At 36.1% G+C, this 15683-nt stretch carries 14 protein-coding genes and 1 pseudogene; 14 read left to right on the forward strand and 1 reads right to left on the reverse strand.

Translation table 11 applies throughout. From position 1 onward, the window contains the following. The 4 genes and pseudogenes from ACW6OJ_RS04045 to ACW6OJ_RS04060 all read left to right on the forward strand — a co-directional run. A pseudogene (locus tag ACW6OJ_RS04045) lies at window positions 1–196 on the forward strand (pyridine nucleotide-disulfide oxidoreductase); the annotation flags it as partial. Between the two features lie 131 nt (window positions 197–327). Further along, complete coding sequence (locus tag ACW6OJ_RS04050; RefSeq protein ID WP_456095840.1) at window positions 328–1080, forward strand: hypothetical protein; 753 nt, start codon at window positions 328–330, stop codon at window positions 1078–1080. 208 nt (window positions 1081–1288) lie between these two features. Further along, a complete protein-coding gene (locus ACW6OJ_RS04055; protein WP_456095841.1) occupies window positions 1289–3043 on the forward strand; it encodes a carboxylesterase/lipase family protein in 1755 nt (584 codons plus the stop codon). 71 nt (window positions 3044–3114) lie between these two features. Then, window positions 3115–3471: a hypothetical protein gene (locus tag ACW6OJ_RS04060; RefSeq protein ID WP_293426866.1), complete on the forward strand. Its 357-nt coding sequence runs from the start codon at window positions 3115–3117 to the stop codon at window positions 3469–3471. Between the two features lie 95 nt (window positions 3472–3566). Here ACW6OJ_RS04060 and ACW6OJ_RS04065 read toward each other — a convergent pair whose 3' ends face one another. Next, a complete protein-coding gene (locus tag ACW6OJ_RS04065) occupies window positions 3567–5192 on the reverse strand; it encodes a malolactic enzyme (protein WP_456095842.1) in 1626 nt (541 codons plus the stop codon). Between the two features lie 331 nt (window positions 5193–5523). On the opposite strand from ACW6OJ_RS04065, the gene ACW6OJ_RS04070 reads away from it, so the two are divergent. From ACW6OJ_RS04070 to ACW6OJ_RS04115, 10 genes are all read left to right on the forward strand, one after another. After that, window positions 5524–6885 (forward strand): hypothetical protein, encoded by a 1362-nt coding sequence (locus ACW6OJ_RS04070; protein ID WP_456095843.1) that lies wholly within the window; start codon window positions 5524–5526, stop codon window positions 6883–6885. A gap of 220 nt (window positions 6886–7105) precedes the next feature. Then, window positions 7106–7702, forward strand: a complete 597-nt coding sequence (locus tag ACW6OJ_RS04075) for a TetR/AcrR family transcriptional regulator (protein ID WP_314496736.1) — start codon at window positions 7106–7108, stop codon at window positions 7700–7702. Between the two features lie 21 nt (window positions 7703–7723). Next, the gene (locus ACW6OJ_RS04080; protein ID WP_456095844.1) at window positions 7724–10195 is read left to right on the forward strand and encodes a PEP/pyruvate-binding domain-containing protein; all 2472 of its coding nucleotides are present in this window, start codon (window positions 7724–7726) and stop codon (window positions 10193–10195) included. 1 nt (window position 10196) lies between these two features. Continuing rightward, window positions 10197–11588, forward strand: a complete 1392-nt coding sequence (locus ACW6OJ_RS04085; RefSeq protein WP_456095845.1) for an MATE family efflux transporter — start codon at window positions 10197–10199, stop codon at window positions 11586–11588. A gap of 38 nt (window positions 11589–11626) precedes the next feature. Next, window positions 11627–12331, forward strand: a complete 705-nt coding sequence (locus ACW6OJ_RS04090) for a hypothetical protein (protein WP_456095846.1) — start codon at window positions 11627–11629, stop codon at window positions 12329–12331. Between the two features lie 121 nt (window positions 12332–12452). Further along, window positions 12453–13229: a PhzF family phenazine biosynthesis protein gene (locus tag ACW6OJ_RS04095; RefSeq protein WP_456095847.1), complete on the forward strand. Its 777-nt coding sequence runs from the start codon at window positions 12453–12455 to the stop codon at window positions 13227–13229. Between the two features lie 58 nt (window positions 13230–13287). Beyond that, window positions 13288–13800: a hypothetical protein gene (locus ACW6OJ_RS04100; protein ID WP_456095848.1), complete on the forward strand. Its 513-nt coding sequence runs from the start codon at window positions 13288–13290 to the stop codon at window positions 13798–13800. A 177-nt stretch (window positions 13801–13977) separates the two neighbouring features. After that, entirely contained in the window at window positions 13978–14388 is a 411-nt protein-coding gene (locus tag ACW6OJ_RS04105) for a DUF6608 family protein (protein WP_456095849.1), read from the forward strand. A gap of 20 nt (window positions 14389–14408) precedes the next feature. Further along, the gene (locus ACW6OJ_RS04110; RefSeq protein ID WP_456095850.1) at window positions 14409–15161 is read left to right on the forward strand and encodes a TraX family protein; all 753 of its coding nucleotides are present in this window, start codon (window positions 14409–14411) and stop codon (window positions 15159–15161) included. Window positions 15162–15467: 306 nt separating this feature from the next. Then, window positions 15468–15683, forward strand: a 216-nt coding sequence (locus tag ACW6OJ_RS04115) for a coenzyme F420-0:L-glutamate ligase (protein WP_456095851.1), incomplete at its 3' end; no start/stop codon positions are given.

Genomic DNA, 15683 nt, shown 5'->3' on the forward strand with positions numbered 1-15683 from the left:
ATACAAGGCAGTTGTAGACGCTGATACAGACCAGATTTTAGGAGTTGTTCTCTTTGGAGAAGAGTCCCATGAGGTTATTAATATTGTTGTATTAGCTATGATTATGAAACAGCCGTATACTTTGTTGACTAATCAGATTTTCACTCATCCGACTATGGCTGAGGCACTTAATGATTTGTTTGGGATGATTAAGTAGATGGATTTAAATACTAACTTTATACAAAGAATATAGTATATATTTATAGGAAAATTTAATTAAGGTGAATAGTAAAATTGGTAAATTAATATTATGTTTTATTTATATAAAATTTAAAGGGGGATTATCCGATGGATTTTAATCCAGGATTAAGAATTGGACAAATAATAAATAATCGTGAGTTAGTTGAAATTTTTAAGTGTGGCATTATGGGAGGGATGCGTAGGTCAAAAGCAACAAATACTCTTGTAATAGTAACGGACCATACAAAAAAGCTTTACAAAGACAAATGGAAGGATGGAGTTTTATATTATACAGGTATGGGAAAAGTTGGAGATCAAGATCTTTATTGGGGACAAAATGCAACACTTGCAAACTATTCTAAGAATGGAGTTGATGTACATCTTTTTGAGGTAATGAACAGTGGTGAGTACACATACTGTGGGCTTGTAGAGTTGGTAGGTAAACCATATGCTGATACTCAGACAGATGAGGATGAACGAGAACGTAAGGTTTGGATATTCCCAATACGTCCGATTTCAGATAACAATTTTATAAAAACCGGTAAATGTACTCATAAGGTCATAAATATTACTGATAAAATCAATAAGCATGAATATAGTGTAATGGAAGCTGAAGATAATAATGGGTATGCTAAATTTATATATAATAATACTATTAAGAGTGAGTTAGAGGTAGAATCAAAGTCGCAAGTAAAAATATCCGATAAGTGTATAGGTAGGCAAATAAATCATAAACGATTTGGAATTGGAACGATTAAAGAAGTAGAAAAGAGTAATATCGTAGTTGAATTTGAGGGCAAAGGTAAGAAGAAGTTAAGTTATGAACTTTGTTTAATAAAAGGATTGATAGAGTTTATTTAGAATAATGAACCAGAATAATAAGGGTATAAATTTGAGATCCTATATTACTTATACTAAAGATAGAATTAAATTAACGACCACCAGCATAGCCTGGTGGTTTTCCTATTTTTTCACTAGAAATCGACCTAAATTTAGAATATAATTATACTTATAAATGTATATTATAATTAGAAATAAAGACTAAGAGGACCTTTAAGGAGGGATATAAGTGAAAATTAGAGGAATTATATTTTATATATTTTTAGTGATATTTACAATTTTATGCGAGACCTACCTATTTCTAAATAGGAATGCCTGGTTGGGACTAGGTCTTATCCTTGTAACATCAATAGTATGTGGTATATATAGGCATAAAACAAAAAGAGGTGGAAGGGCTTTTCTAGGCCTGGTCATCCTATCAGTTTTGGCAACATTTATGAGCCTACCAAAGGAAAAATTGGTACCTGCTACCTATGAGGGAGCCAAGGAAACTAGTCAGATAAAAGTAGCTGAAGGGAAACTGACTGGTGTTTACAACAGGGATGAATCAGTGGAAGTGTATGCTGGTATACCGTACGCAAAGGCTCCTGTTGGTGACCTAAGATGGAAAGAGCCACAAGACCCCGATAAATATGAAGGACTTTTAAAGGCCGACCACTTTAAGCCTATGGCAATGCAAAAGAGACAAAATAACCTTATTTCAACAGCTAGTGATGTATTATTCTACCATAATGTAACTAGGACTATAAAAAACAGGTATCTTCCAAAGATGAGTGAAGACTGTCTATACCTAAATGTTTGGAAGCCTGCTGGGGACAAGAAAAACCTACCAGTAGTATTCTATATACATGGAGGGTCATTGACTACTGGCCAGTCTTGGTGGCAAGATTACAATGGTGAGTCATATGCTAAGAAGGATGTAATTTTTGTTACATTTAGCTATAGACTGGGTGCCTTGGGCTTTTATGCTGATGAAAATTTAGCTAGGGAGTCAGCAAATAATACGACAGGTATGTATGGATTTTTAGACCAGGTCAAGGCACTTGAATGGGTAAATAAGAACATAAATAGTTTTGGTGGTGATCCCAACAAGATAACTATAGCAGGTGAGTCTGCAGGTTCGTCTTCAGTTAACGCTATGTGCGTATCGCCACTAACAAAAGGCCTATTTAGGTATGCTATTTCAGAAAGTTCATCTATAACTGGTGAAAAGCCTCCACATTCATACAAGGACTTTGCAGATGCTATCAAGCAGGGTAAAACTCTTAGGGATGAGTTAGGAGTATCTAGTCCTGTAGATTTAAGAAAGGTTCCTGCAGAAAAGATTGCAAATACGAGTACCCAGTATGGTACCCTAAATGCTATGACCAATGATGGTTATGCCTTAAAGAAGTCGCCTTATGAATCATATTTAGCAGGTGAACACAATGAAAAGGCCTTATTGACAGGCTATAACAAGAAGGATGGAGACCTTTTTATGCTTGTAGATAAAAAGACTAATAAGGATACATATAAAGAGAGTATTAAGGCAATATATCCAAGGGCCTATAGGGAAATTATCAAGGCATATCCTGTAAATACGGACGAGGAAGCAGAAAATAACCAAAGGAAAATTTATAATGCGGCTACCTTTGGTTATGGCCATGATGTTTGGTCTAGGCTAGCTGTTAAGGAGGAGCCCGTATACAGGTACTATTTTACTAAGGAAAATAAGTCTATCGGATCAAACCATACTGGTGAGCTACCATATGCTTATGGTAACTTATGGACAGCACCCTACCTATATGATGGGACTGACAGAAGTCTTTCTAATACTATGGTGTCCTACTGGCTTAACTTTGTGAAGACAGGAGATCCTAATGGTAGTGGGCTTCCTAAGTGGGAACCATATACAAGTGGAAAAGTAGTGGAATTTGGTAACAAGGTCGGTATGATAGAAGATCCAAATGAAGGCCTTTATAGGATTTTTGATACAGGTCTATAAAGCTAGTTATAACTCAAGCGAAAATTCAAGCGATATATAATCTTTGTTTGATATAAGAAGGAGTAAAATAGATGACAAAAGAGGAAAGAGCGATAAAATGGTTTAGTAAGGTGGATCAAAATCAGGAAATTGATCTGAAAACTAAGATGAAAATATGCGATATGGCTGCTATGATAATGCTGTTAATAATATTTTTAGTATTGGCAATAGAACTCTCCCTTCTGGTTGGATTGGGTGGAATAGATGTAATAAATGCCGCTACAGATTTTCTTAATAGTATTTCCCAGGGAAGACATACAAAGATGGCCAGAATACCAGTAATTATAGCTGGAGGGCTAATCTGTCTACCCCTATTTATATTACCTATTGGACTTGCAATCATTTTTAGGAACAAGTTGATTAGGTCTCAGATAAATAAAATTAAATAAGCATACCTATCTTATAGAATATAGTGAGTATAATAATATTAAAAAAGCCGGGCATTGTCCGGCTTTTTAATATTATTAGCATCGTAAGAAAAATATTAACGATATTCTGGAGTCCACTTAAAATTACGTACGGCTTTTGCCATATCTATTTCTTTAGATTGTGAAAGTCTTTGCTCCTGTGCTTTCTTAGCTACTGCTTCAGCAACCTTTAAAGATACTTCTGCGACATATTTAAATGGTGGTAATACAGGTGCTCCTGGTTTAGTCATATCTATAATACCACTCAAAGAATGAGCAGCTTCACCGATCATTTCATCAGTCAAAAGGCTAGCTTCTGAAGCCAACATTCCAAGCCCTAGTCCTGGGTATATTAGAGCATTATTAGCCTGACCAATCACATAGTCAACTCCCTTATAAGTAACTGTGTCAGCAGGTATACCTGTAGCAACAAGAGCCTTTCCATCTGACCATGTAATCAAATCCTCAGCCCTTGCTTCTGCCAATTTAGTTGGGTTTGAAAGAGGAAAAATCATAGGTCGGTCTGCATTTTGACACATTGCTTCCACAATTTCTTTAGTGAAGGTATTTGGTTGGGTAGATGTTCCCACCAAAATAGTTGGTTTGACAGTCTTTATAACTTCTAAAAGGCTAGTAAGCGTGTCTGTATTGTCAAAGTCAGCACGATTTTTTGCAAAAGGTCTCTGTTCTGGTGTTAAATCATCCATATCATCAAATAAAAGACCCTGTTTGTCTACCATAAAGAAACGTTTATAGGCTTCTTCTTCAGAAAGACCAAGAGTGACCATTTCACGATGGACCCTAGAGGCAATACCTGCACCAGCAGTTCCACCTCCAAAGCAAAGGTAGGTTTGGTCTGTCAGCTTTTCTCCGGTAACTGCAAGAGAACCAAAGATTCCACCTAGTGTGACTATACCAGTACCTTGTATATCATCATTGAAGGTAGGAATTTGTTTGCGGTAATTTTCAAGTATTTTTGCAGCATTAGATCGGCCAAAGTCTTCCCAATGAAGGTAAAGTTTAGGGAAGAGTCTTTCTGCAGTGTTAACAAAATTATCGATAAAATTATAGTAACGATCACCACGTATGCGTTCATGACGATTACCTAAATAATTTGGATCATTGCGTAGTTCTTCACGGTTTGTTCCAGCATCAATAACCAATGGTAAAACCATTGAAGGGTCGATACCGGCAGCACCAGTGTATACCATTAGTTTTCCGACTGATATATCTACTCCATTTGTTCCCCAATCGCCAATTCCTAGAATTTCTTCTGCATCTGTCACTACAATAAGTCGTATTTCTCGACCACCAGCAGCATTTATCAAGCTTACTTCAATATCTTCAGGATGATTTATATCTAGATAGCCTGCATATTGTGGATCAATAAAAAAATTACTATATCCTTCTATAGTTTCTGCAATTGTTGGGTCATATACTATAGGATTAAACTCTTCTAAATGATGAGAAAACAAGTAGTAGAAAAGCCTGCGATTGGTATTAAATATTTCCATAAGGAAAAGTCTTTTTTCTAAATCACTTGACTTTGTCTGCAACTGAGCATAAGTTTGAGTTGCTTGTTCTTCTATAGTTTGAACATAAGGTGGCAAAAGACCTATTAGTCCAAGCTCTTTTCTTTCTTCCATAGTAAAGGCGGTACCCTTATTAAGGAATGGATCGTTTAAAATTTTATGTGCACTCATTTGTCCACCTCCTTTAGTAGAATTATACTACTTTTTATTGATTAAAAAAAGAGTCTTAGGGTAAATATTATATTATGCAAATGTTACTATTTTATTTATTTTTTTAAATCAGTACTGTTTTTAACAAAAGATGTTAAATATATATTGATTGTAATAGATGATAAGTAATATCAAAAGCTCAAATAATATTTATTACTAGATTTTGGTTGTTTTATAAAAGTTATTTTCTAAGTTTTTTGTTTATTTTTTGTAAATTCAACACACACAATTAAATGATTAAAAGTTTAGTTTATTTAGCTTTTAAAATAGAAAAAAATATGAGGAGAATCATATGTTTAAAAGAAAGTATAGGTTGTCAAAAAGAACTTATGCAATTGGTACGACATCTGTTGTTGCAGGTATACTTTTTGCCTTAAGTCTAAATGGTAATGAAGTTTACGCTGCAGAAGATGCTAGTTTACCTTCAACTGGAGGTACAGCAGTATCTAGTGCACCAACAAGTGTCAGTGCACCAGCAAGCGCAAGTGCACCAGCAAGTGCAAGTACACCAGCAAGTGCACCAGCAAGCGCAAGTACACTAGCAAGTACAAGTGCACCAGCAAGCACAAGTGCACCAGCAAGTACAAGTGGGCCAGCAAGTACAAGTGCACCAGCAAGCACAAGTGCACCAGCAGGTGTCAGTACACCAGCAAGCGCAAGTACACCAGCAAGCGCAAGTACACCAGCAAGTACAAGTGGGCCATCAGGTGTAACTGTAAGTGGTGATACAGCCACTCTACCTAGTATTCCAACACCGGTAGTACCTGATTTATATGCTGATAAGAAGGAGTCATCTGCAGTAGATTTTGATCCAGATAATGGAAATATCGATGTAGAAGAAAGTGTATATTACACAAGGTTAGGTAATATAAGATACAAAGATAAGACGACTGATGCAGACGTTGGCGACAGAGTAACATATAATAATGACCCAATTGATGCTACAAAGGCAGCTCCGACTCCTTTACCAGCATTGCCAGAAGGGTATAAATTCGTATTTAGCGATCCAGATTCAAAACTTCCTTCAGGAACCATAGAAAAAGTTACACGTACTCGTAATAAAAATGATGACGTGGCTGAAAAATGGAATGGGCCTCTTATTGTTACTGGATCAGGAAATAACTATATATTCACACCAATTAATGATGAGGTATCTCCATTTGTTGAAGGTGTGCCATTTAGTTATAGTCAGGGTAATAATGTGATTTTCTATATTGAAAAGTCTGAACCGCAGCCGCAGCCACAACCGCAGCCGCAGCCACAACCGCAGCCACAGCCGCAACCGCAGCCACAACCGCAGCCACAACCACAGCCACAACCACAGCCGCAGCCACAACCACAGCCACAACCACAGCCGCAACCGCAGCCACAGCCAGAGCCAAAGCCTGAACCAAAGCCAGAGCCAAAGCCTGAACCAAAGCCAGAGCCAAAGCCTGAACCAAAGCCAGAGCCAAAGCCTGAACCAAAGCCTGAACCAAAGCCTGAACCAAAGCCAGAGCCAAAGCCTCAGTCACAGCCACAGCCACAGCCAAAACCAAGATATGTAAAAGAGAAGCCAAGGCTAGTTAAGACAGGTATGACAGGGACTTCAACACTTATTCCAGGTTTGAGTCTAACAATTGCGGGAGCCCTACTAAGAAGAAAGAACAAGTAATTTTGTAATATAAAACTAGAATATAAAACTAGAATATAAAAGAACACCTCTATAAGTCAAACTATAAGACTTGTATGAGGTGTTTTTTAATACGAATAATTAATAAAAGCTCAACAATTAAACAATAAAGATAAAGATTTTCATTGACTTTTATATTTATTAGACTTATAATATCTATGAATAAATATATAAATATTCATTGGTTAGCAGGAGGTTAATGATGGCTAGAGCATTCACTGAAGAAGAAAAGTTAGAAATAAAAGAAAAAATCATGGAAACGGCCCTTGATCTATTTCATGACAAGGGGACCAAGTCTTTAAGTATAGGAGAGCTTACAAGGAGAGTAGGGATAGCCCAGGGTAGTTTCTATAACTTTTGGAAAGACAAGGAGTCACTAATTATCGACTTAATGGCATATAGGTCAAGACAAAAACTGACTGGAATAGAAGCTATATTTCCGCAGTCACTAGAGGATCCTATAGGCTTTCTATCTCAAGCAATATACAAGTACTCATTAGACCTAATGATAAAAATAAAGACTCAACCAATCTACGAGGACGCCTTTGATATATTTAAAAAAGACAAGCTTAGTGAGGTGGATAGGATAGAAAAACTGTATGGAGATTTTTTAAAAAAGCTTGTAGACTACTGGAATGAAAATTCTGCTGTGAAAAATGCAGACCAAAGGGGCCTATCTAATGCTTTTGTGGGTAGCTTTTTACTCTGTTCAGAATACAAGCATTTTGATGATGATTATTTTGAAGGAATACTTGAAACATATATTGTATCTATAGTAAATAGGTATATTGATCTTTAAGGCATTAAAGGGGGACAAAAAATGATAGTAGACTTTATTGATCTAAAAAAAGAAGATATTTTGATAGCAGGTGGAAAAGGGGCAAACTTAGGTGAGATGACGGCTGCAAATATAAATGTACCTAGAGGTTTTGTATTGACAGCTGATTCCTACAAGGACTACCTAAGAAACAATAATATTGAACCTATTATTAAAAAAAGTATCGAAGATGCAGCAAATGATGAAAATAAGCTAATAGAGGCCGCAACATCTTTTCGTCAGCTTATTAAAAATGGGGAATTTTCAGAAGAGGTTCGAAAGGAGATAGAATATAAGTATTCCATGCTTGGTGAAAATGTAAGGGTAGCCGTGCGTTCTTCTGCCACAGCGGAGGACCTACCTGATGCCAGTTTTGCAGGCCAACAGGAAACATACTTAAATGTAAGAGGGATAGACGACCTCCTAGTCCAGATCCGTAACTGCTATGCATCCTTGTGGGGCAATAGGGCTGTATCCTATAGGCTTCACCAAGGCTATGACCAGTTGGCTGTTTCGATTGCGGTAGTAATTCAGGAAATGGTGGAGAGTCAGAAGGCTGGAGTTTTATTTACAGTTAACCCAGTAAGCAAAAAAGAAGATGAAATGCAGATTAATGCAAGCTATGGACTAGGCGAAAGTGTTGTAAGCGGTAGGGTAACTCCCGATACCTATGTGGTAAATAAGAAAGGCGAAATTTTAGACATAAGCATTGGTAGTAAGGCCAGTCAAATAATATACGGTGATAAGAATACTGTAGAAGTAGAAGTTGAGGCAGCTAAGAAAAGTGAGAGGGCCTTGAATGATGATGAAATCAGGGGCCTTATTAAGGCGGGTCTAAATATAGAGGACCATTATGACATGCCTATGGATATAGAGTGGGCCATTAGAGATGGTCAAATATATATTTTGCAGGCTAGGGCAATAACTACCCTTAAAAATAATGAAATTGATGAGGGCAAGGTTAAGGCCTACCTAAAGGATATGAAGCTAAGTAAGGGAACGCGTGAAAATCTGGGCTTTCTTTTAGAGAAAATGCCTTTTGCCTACAGGCCCCTAGACTATGATTTTATGATTGCTATAAATGATCAAAAGGGTAAGATCTTTGCTGAAGGTGGCCTAGTAATAAATGCAAATCCACAAATGGACCAGGATGGTATCCAGACCCTACCAGATGGGTCCAAATCAATAAACAAAAATATCTTTAAAATTCTAAAGTTAGTAAAAAAGCTAAAAGACTTTGACTATTGCTCAGATATGTGTAGGAAATTTATGGCCCAGTATGAGGCTGACCTAAATAAAATCAAGGATATAGATTTTGACCAAATGAGCCTAGGTGAGGCTAGTAGTTTTTTGAAATATAGCTACCAGCTGACTAAAAAACTAGCCTATGATAGGTTTAAATATGCCCTTTTCCCAACTATGATAGTTTTTGATAAGTACAGTAAGATAATAAAGAAGGTTGACCCTAGTTACACCGCCTTTGACCTTTATTGGGGCTTAGATAATAAGACAGCCCTAGTAAATAATGAAATTTCTCTTATTGGCCAAAGGATACTTGAAGACACCCAATTAAAGGAAGCCGTTCTATCAGGTGTTAGCTATAATGACCTTCATGCAAAATTTGAAGGTTTTAGAAGAATGACTGATGAATTCCTTAAAAACAGTGGCTATAAGTCTGATTATAATTGCTATTGCCTTGAGGCAAAGACCTTTTTTGAAGAGCCAGACAGGATAGTAAATATAATAAGGCCAATGTTAAACCTAGACAATAAAAACGAATTAAATACTTCTAAAAAAGATTATAATGATCTTATGGAAAAGCTTAAGTCCATTTATGGCAATAAGTATAGCAAGCTTGAAAAAGACATTGAAAACTTTAGGTACTTCCATATAGTTCGTGAGGAAAGTCAGTACCTATGGGAAAGTCTATTTTTCTATGTAAGAAGGTGTGTTAGAAGGATAAATCTGCTTCTTCTTGACAGTGAAGACTATAGGAGTGGTGTTGCCAACCTATTTTTGAAGGACCTAGTAAAGGCTATGGATAGGGGCTACTTAAGTGATGAGGACAAGGAAAATATAAGGAGAAGGCAGGAAAATTTCCCACTAGCTACAAGGGTATGGGAGGCATCTAAGCTTCAAGTATTTGATGCCAAAGGTGATATCCTAAAGGGTGTAAGTGGAAGCACAGGAAGCGTACTTGGTAGGGTTTGTATTATACGAGATACAGATGAATTCTACAAGATGCAAAAGGGTGATATCCTAGTTTGCCACTTGACAGACCCAGAATGGACACCATTATTTAAGCTTGCAAGTGGTGTAGTTGCCGATACGGGAGGGGCCTTGAGCCATGCAGCAATAGTTGCAAGAGAGTTTAATATACCAGCCGTACTTGGAGTGGGTCTTGCTACTTCTAGGTTTAAAGACGGGGATATGATAGAGGTCGACGGTGATAAGGGAACAGTAAGAGGTATGTAATATGGTTTCAGATATAGAAAAAAAGGAGCTAAGGAGAAAGTCTATCCTAAATGATCCCATCTTGCCCCTATTAGTAAAAACATCCATACCTACTATAATAGGCATGCTGGTAATGGTAATATACAATTTGACCGATACATTTTTTGTCGGTATGCTTGATAATAAGTCAATGACAGCAGCAATAGGGATAGTCTTTAGCTTTATGGGCTTTGTTCAGGCCATTGGATTTTGGTTTGGTTATGGTAGTGGAAATATAATGTCAAAAAGAATCGGACAGGGTAGTGAAAAAGAGGCGGAGAAAATATCCTCTATTGGAATGCTATTTGCACTAGTAGTAGGGATTCTTGTAGCCCTAATTTCTTGGATACATATATCACCACTTGCTAGCTTTATAGGAGGAAGTGCATCAGAAAGTCTTATGGGATTTACTGTAGACTACCTTAAGGTAATAGTCCTAACCATACCATTTGCCCTATACTCCATCACCCTATATAACCAGCTAAGGCTTTGCGGTAATGTTAGGGATGGTATGCTAGGACTACTTTCAGGCATGCTAGTAAATATGGTCTTAGATCCTATTTTAATGTTTGGTCTAGGATTTGGATTTATCGGAGCTGGCTATGCTACCTTGATAGGACAAGTAGTGAGTTGTATTGTACTCACAGGTCTGTCTATGAAAAACGGGAATATTAGGGCAAGCTTAAAAAATGCAAGGGTAAATAGGGAGAGGGTCTACCATATTTTGGCAGGTGGAATGCCAAATTTTTTGCGTCAATCTATCACTAGTGTAGCCCTGATTCTTCTCAACATATCTGCAGCAAGATACGGTGATGGACTCCTTGCAGCCTTGACTATTAGTTCAAGAATCCTAGCCCTCGCATATTTGATAATGATAGGCTGGGGTCAGGGATTTCAGCCAATTTGTGCTATGAATTATGGGGCAAACCAATATGATAGGGTGAAAAAGGCCTTCAAACTGGCAGTTTTAGGGGCAACTGGTTTTTTAATTATATCTGCCCTAGGTTTGTATATATTCTCAGAAGAGCTAATTATGACTATGACAAGGGATAGCCAGGTGATCCTATATAGCAAGAAGCTACTAAACCTTCAATGTATAAGCCTACCACTATTGGGGTATTTCGCCCTGGCTAGCATGCTTATGCAGAATATAGGCCAGTATTTCTGGTCCTCTCTTATTTCTGTCTCACGTCAGGGTATCTTTTACATACCTCTTTTATATATACTTACAGGGGCCTTTGGTCAGGCTGGTATTTTCCTACTACAGCCAGTGGCAGACTTTATGTCCTTTATATTAGCCCTAGTGGTAGTTTGGAAAATAGGACTTGGGACTAGAAGTAAGCATGGAAAATATGATAAAATCAAATATAACTAGTAGATTGCTAGTAAATATTTGAAGGGAAGTATACTTTGATGAAGGGTAAAATTAAATTTCACAGTATTTATTATAGATATCCTACTTTTATAATCCTACTAGTTATTGCAGTTGCAAAATTTATAGCCAATGGTAATGACATACTGATTGGATATTCTGGTCAAGAAATTAGTATTGGACTAGACCAGTTAAACTATATTGTACTTGGATTTATACTTTCCATGTGGATAATTTTTTCTCTTGTGAAGTATAAGCTATACATATGTAAAGATGGCATATACCTTAGGAAAATAGACCTACTAGTAAAATGGGATGAGATAGAGGGACTTAGTCATGTATGGATAAATGAATGGAATAACAGGTTGGTTAGTCGGTACTTCTATAACCGAAAAACCTTAGTAATATACAGGAAGGAATATAAGCCTATTTGTATATACAATATATCACTATTATCTTTATATATAGGGAAGCTTTACTGCCCTAAACTTAGGACTAATATAGTCTTATCTAGCCTGGCTTCCCTGCTCAACCTAGGGCTAAATGCCTGGGTATTTTGTCAATTATATTTTGCTGGTGTAGAAAGTATGACTATGGGAATATTCTTTACATGGTTGGGATTATTCTTGCTTAAAATTATAATTTTACCATTACTTTTGACCAAGCTAGAGAATATAAGGTATGGAGACTACTTATTCCACGATAATTTATATAAGAAGAATGGGTCTGAAACAGTCCATATTTAGTATGATAATGAGTCTAGTTAGTAGTCTAAAAGGATGTTTGTAAGTAATATAAAAATCATGTATAATAAAATCAATAAATATAGAAAGGCAATACTAGTATATTTCATAGGGGGTAAGAGTAATGAGACAATACGTTGTAGACGCATTTGCAGATAAGGTGTTTTCTGGTAACCCAGCAGCAGTTTGTATTATGGAAAAATGGCTTTCAGAAGATCTTATGATGAATATAACAAGAGAGAACAACTTATCTGAAACAGCCTTTGCGGTTAAAGTTGGTGAAGAAAAGTACCATCTTAGATGGTTCACGCCAGGTGGGGAAATTGATCTTTGTGGACATGCGACACTTGGAACAGCATTTGTAATCATGAACTACTATGACAAAAAACTAGACCAGGTTTCTTTTGATACACTGAGTGGTGAATTAATAGTTAAGAGAGACAAGGACCTTTATGAATTAGACTTTCCTAAGTATGACCTGGAAGAAGTTCCTGTTACACAGGCTATGACAGATACTATTGGATGCCAACCTCTAAAAGCATATATGGCCCGTGACTTACTATGCATAATTGATGATGAACAGGCTGTAAGAGATTTGAATCTCGATATGGAAAAGGTAAAAGAACTAGATGGACTTCTTTTGCATGTGTCGGCACCGGGCAAGGACTTTGATTGTGTATCAAGGAGTTTTGCCCCTAAATTAAATGTACCAGAGGACCCTGTTTGTGGTTCAGGACATTGCCATATCATCCCATATTGGGCTGATAAATTGGGTAAAAATGACCTAGTTGCCTACCAGGCATCTAGTAGAGGAGGAACCCTATATTGTAGGATAGAGGGGGACAGGATTACCCTTGCTGGTAAGGCTTGTTTATATTCAGTTGCTGATATAAATGTTTAGCAAATAAATAACAAGGAACGCTGTAGTTAGGTAAATATTAAAATTATAGGGGGGATTTATGGAAAATCTGAACTTATATCCTTGGGGAATTAGCCTAGATAAGGAAAAAACCATTGAATACTATATAAATAATGATCTTTCAGAAGATAAGGACCTAAACCTAGCTTTAAAGAAGCATTTAGATTCTGACACTCTTAACTTTATAGAGGGCTTTGGTGTAGATATAAATAAGGCCAGTGTACGCTTTATTCCAAGTATATTTGATAAAGAGGATATAGGAATGTTGTCTAAAGACCTTTATAAGTTAGGTTTTATGTTTGCTGGCCAACTGGATGCAGTTCCTAGTGTTCAGTGGGATTTTTACTTTGATGAACTTGATGATGAACCACCAATTTTTGAAGTAGATGAAACCAGTCCAAAGAGAGTAGAATTTGAGGATTTTATAGCATTTCATACTTCTAGTGACAAGATGGGGGTCTATAAATTCAGTCCAGGAGTAGCCTATGATGATTCTTGTGAGGGTTGGAATTCCGGTTTTGTATATTGTAATGCTATATTTAGTATCAGCTAACAATTGTAATAAAAAATTCAATAATTGATCATAAGAAAAACTGTTTGTGAAATCAAATATTCAAAATAATTTTCACTTTTTTATGTGGTTTATTTTTAAAAGGCATTTATTATTGCAGCTTATAATGTGGCTATTGTATAATTGTATTATAAAAAATAAACATGTGGAGGAGGAAGTATGAAGTCTATATGGAATGATTGGTTAAAGCAGGCAGTTTTTCTTTATTCTGTTTTATACACGTTTGCAACAATTTTAAATAGCGTGCTGTATCTTTTAAAGGGACATTATGAAGATCCTAATGGAAATTGGCATGAATTGGATAGGGCTATTATTGTCCTTATCATCGTACTAGCTTATATTCTGGTTAAATATTTGAAAATCAATAATTATTGGGTCAAGGCTTTTGTAGTATACATTCCAACACTCATACTGGTATTTGTATATATTTGGTTGACAGGATTTAGAGAAGCTTTGGCTGGTTCTGCCTATAGGGATATATTCATAAATTATACGATAGGTTATTTAGCCGTTTCTATAATTGTATGGATTAAAAACCGCATCAAAAATAGGTTTTTAGATAAAAAATAAGTATTAGGAGAGTTAGTGATATGGAAAATAATCTGATTGATAAATATAAAATATTAAATCGTGACCAAATTAAGTACATAGCTATGTTTCTAATGCTATTGAATCATATATCAATAATATTTCTAGAGCCGGGTACCTTTTTGTCAGAGCTTTTTTTGGACTTGGGTTACTTTACTGCTATTACCATGTGCTATTTTTTAGTTGAAGGCTACCAATACACTCATTCAAAAAAGAAATATGCAAGCAGGTTACTTATATTTGCCTTAATATCTGAGATTCCATTTTGCCTAGCCTTTACTGAAGAGGGTATCATAGGATTTCATGGACTAAATATGATGTTTACCCTGTTTTTGTGCTTTGGGATACTTGTGGTACATGAAAGGGTGGCGAGTAAGCCTTTAAGGGTGGTTTGCACAATTGGTCTAATTATACCATCACTAATATCAGACTGGGCACTATTGGCACCAATATTCACCCTATTATTTATCAGGAGCTATGGGTCAAAATCAAAGACAAAAAATGCCTTCATTATAGCTATGATTTTGTTTGGAATAACGGAATTTATTGCCAAGTCATCCCTTCTTCCATTTAAGGAAAATATGATTTATACTCTAGGAAGTTTGCTAGGAATCCTACTTGCAGGCATATCAATTGTATATTTATATAATGGTAAGAGGATGGAAAGGGGAAGAGAGCTTTCTAAGTGGTTCTTTTACGTATTTTATCCAGGGCATTTATTGCTACTAGGCCTTATTAGGATACTTTTAGTATAAGGAAGATAGGATTACAAAAATGTATATAAAGGGGAAATTTGATTTAGAAGGTTGAAATTAAATAAATATCAGCTTATAAATCAAATGAAAATTAACATTAAAAGAAAAACAAACAGACTAATTTAAACATTTTTACAAAAAGATAAAAAAATATTCGATTTTTTCTTTTTAAATTGCTACTTTTGTAGTATTATATATAGAGTACTTGGTATAAGTAAAAAAACTTTAAGGCTGGATAGTCTCTGGTAAAGGATTATCTGTAAAGTCTATAAGTAAATTTGAATTTAATTGAAAGAGGAATATAGTATGACAAGAAATGTTGGTACAGTAGCGCGTGGAGTACGTTGCCCAATAATTCGTCAGGGTGACAATTTATCAGAGATTATAGTAGATTCTGTTATAGAAGCTTCTAAGACAGATGGCTTTGACCTAGGTGATAGGGATGTAATAGGTATTACAGAATCTATAGTGGCAAGAAGCCAGGGTAACTATGCTTCAGTAGATGCAATAGGCAAGGATGTT

Source organism: Peptostreptococcus sp. (assembly GCF_977045075.1).

What these genes read in the sequence shown, in the direction of transcription:
- ACW6OJ_RS04050 (WP_456095840.1), top strand. Translation starts at nt 328, where the DNA reads ATGGATTTTAATCCAGGATTAAGAATTGGACAAATAATAAATAATCGT.
- ACW6OJ_RS04060 (WP_293426866.1), top strand. Translation starts at nt 3,115, where the DNA reads ATGACAAAAGAGGAAAGAGCGATAAAATGGTTTAGTAAGGTGGATCAA.
- ACW6OJ_RS04065 (WP_456095842.1), bottom strand. Translation starts at nt 5,192, where the DNA reads ATGAGTGCACATAAAATTTTAAACGATCCATTCCTTAATAAGGGTACC.
- ACW6OJ_RS04070 (WP_456095843.1), top strand. Translation starts at nt 5,524, where the DNA reads ATGTTTAAAAGAAAGTATAGGTTGTCAAAAAGAACTTATGCAATTGGT.
- ACW6OJ_RS04075 (WP_314496736.1), top strand. Translation starts at nt 7,106, where the DNA reads ATGGCTAGAGCATTCACTGAAGAAGAAAAGTTAGAAATAAAAGAAAAA.
- ACW6OJ_RS04080 (WP_456095844.1), top strand. Translation starts at nt 7,724, where the DNA reads ATGATAGTAGACTTTATTGATCTAAAAAAAGAAGATATTTTGATAGCA.
- ACW6OJ_RS04085 (WP_456095845.1), top strand. Translation starts at nt 10,197, where the DNA reads ATGGTTTCAGATATAGAAAAAAAGGAGCTAAGGAGAAAGTCTATCCTA.
- ACW6OJ_RS04090 (WP_456095846.1), top strand. Translation starts at nt 11,627, where the DNA reads ATGAAGGGTAAAATTAAATTTCACAGTATTTATTATAGATATCCTACT.
- ACW6OJ_RS04095 (WP_456095847.1), top strand. Translation starts at nt 12,453, where the DNA reads ATGAGACAATACGTTGTAGACGCATTTGCAGATAAGGTGTTTTCTGGT.
- ACW6OJ_RS04100 (WP_456095848.1), top strand. Translation starts at nt 13,288, where the DNA reads ATGGAAAATCTGAACTTATATCCTTGGGGAATTAGCCTAGATAAGGAA.
- ACW6OJ_RS04105 (WP_456095849.1), top strand. Translation starts at nt 13,978, where the DNA reads ATGAAGTCTATATGGAATGATTGGTTAAAGCAGGCAGTTTTTCTTTAT.
- ACW6OJ_RS04110 (WP_456095850.1), top strand. Translation starts at nt 14,409, where the DNA reads ATGGAAAATAATCTGATTGATAAATATAAAATATTAAATCGTGACCAA.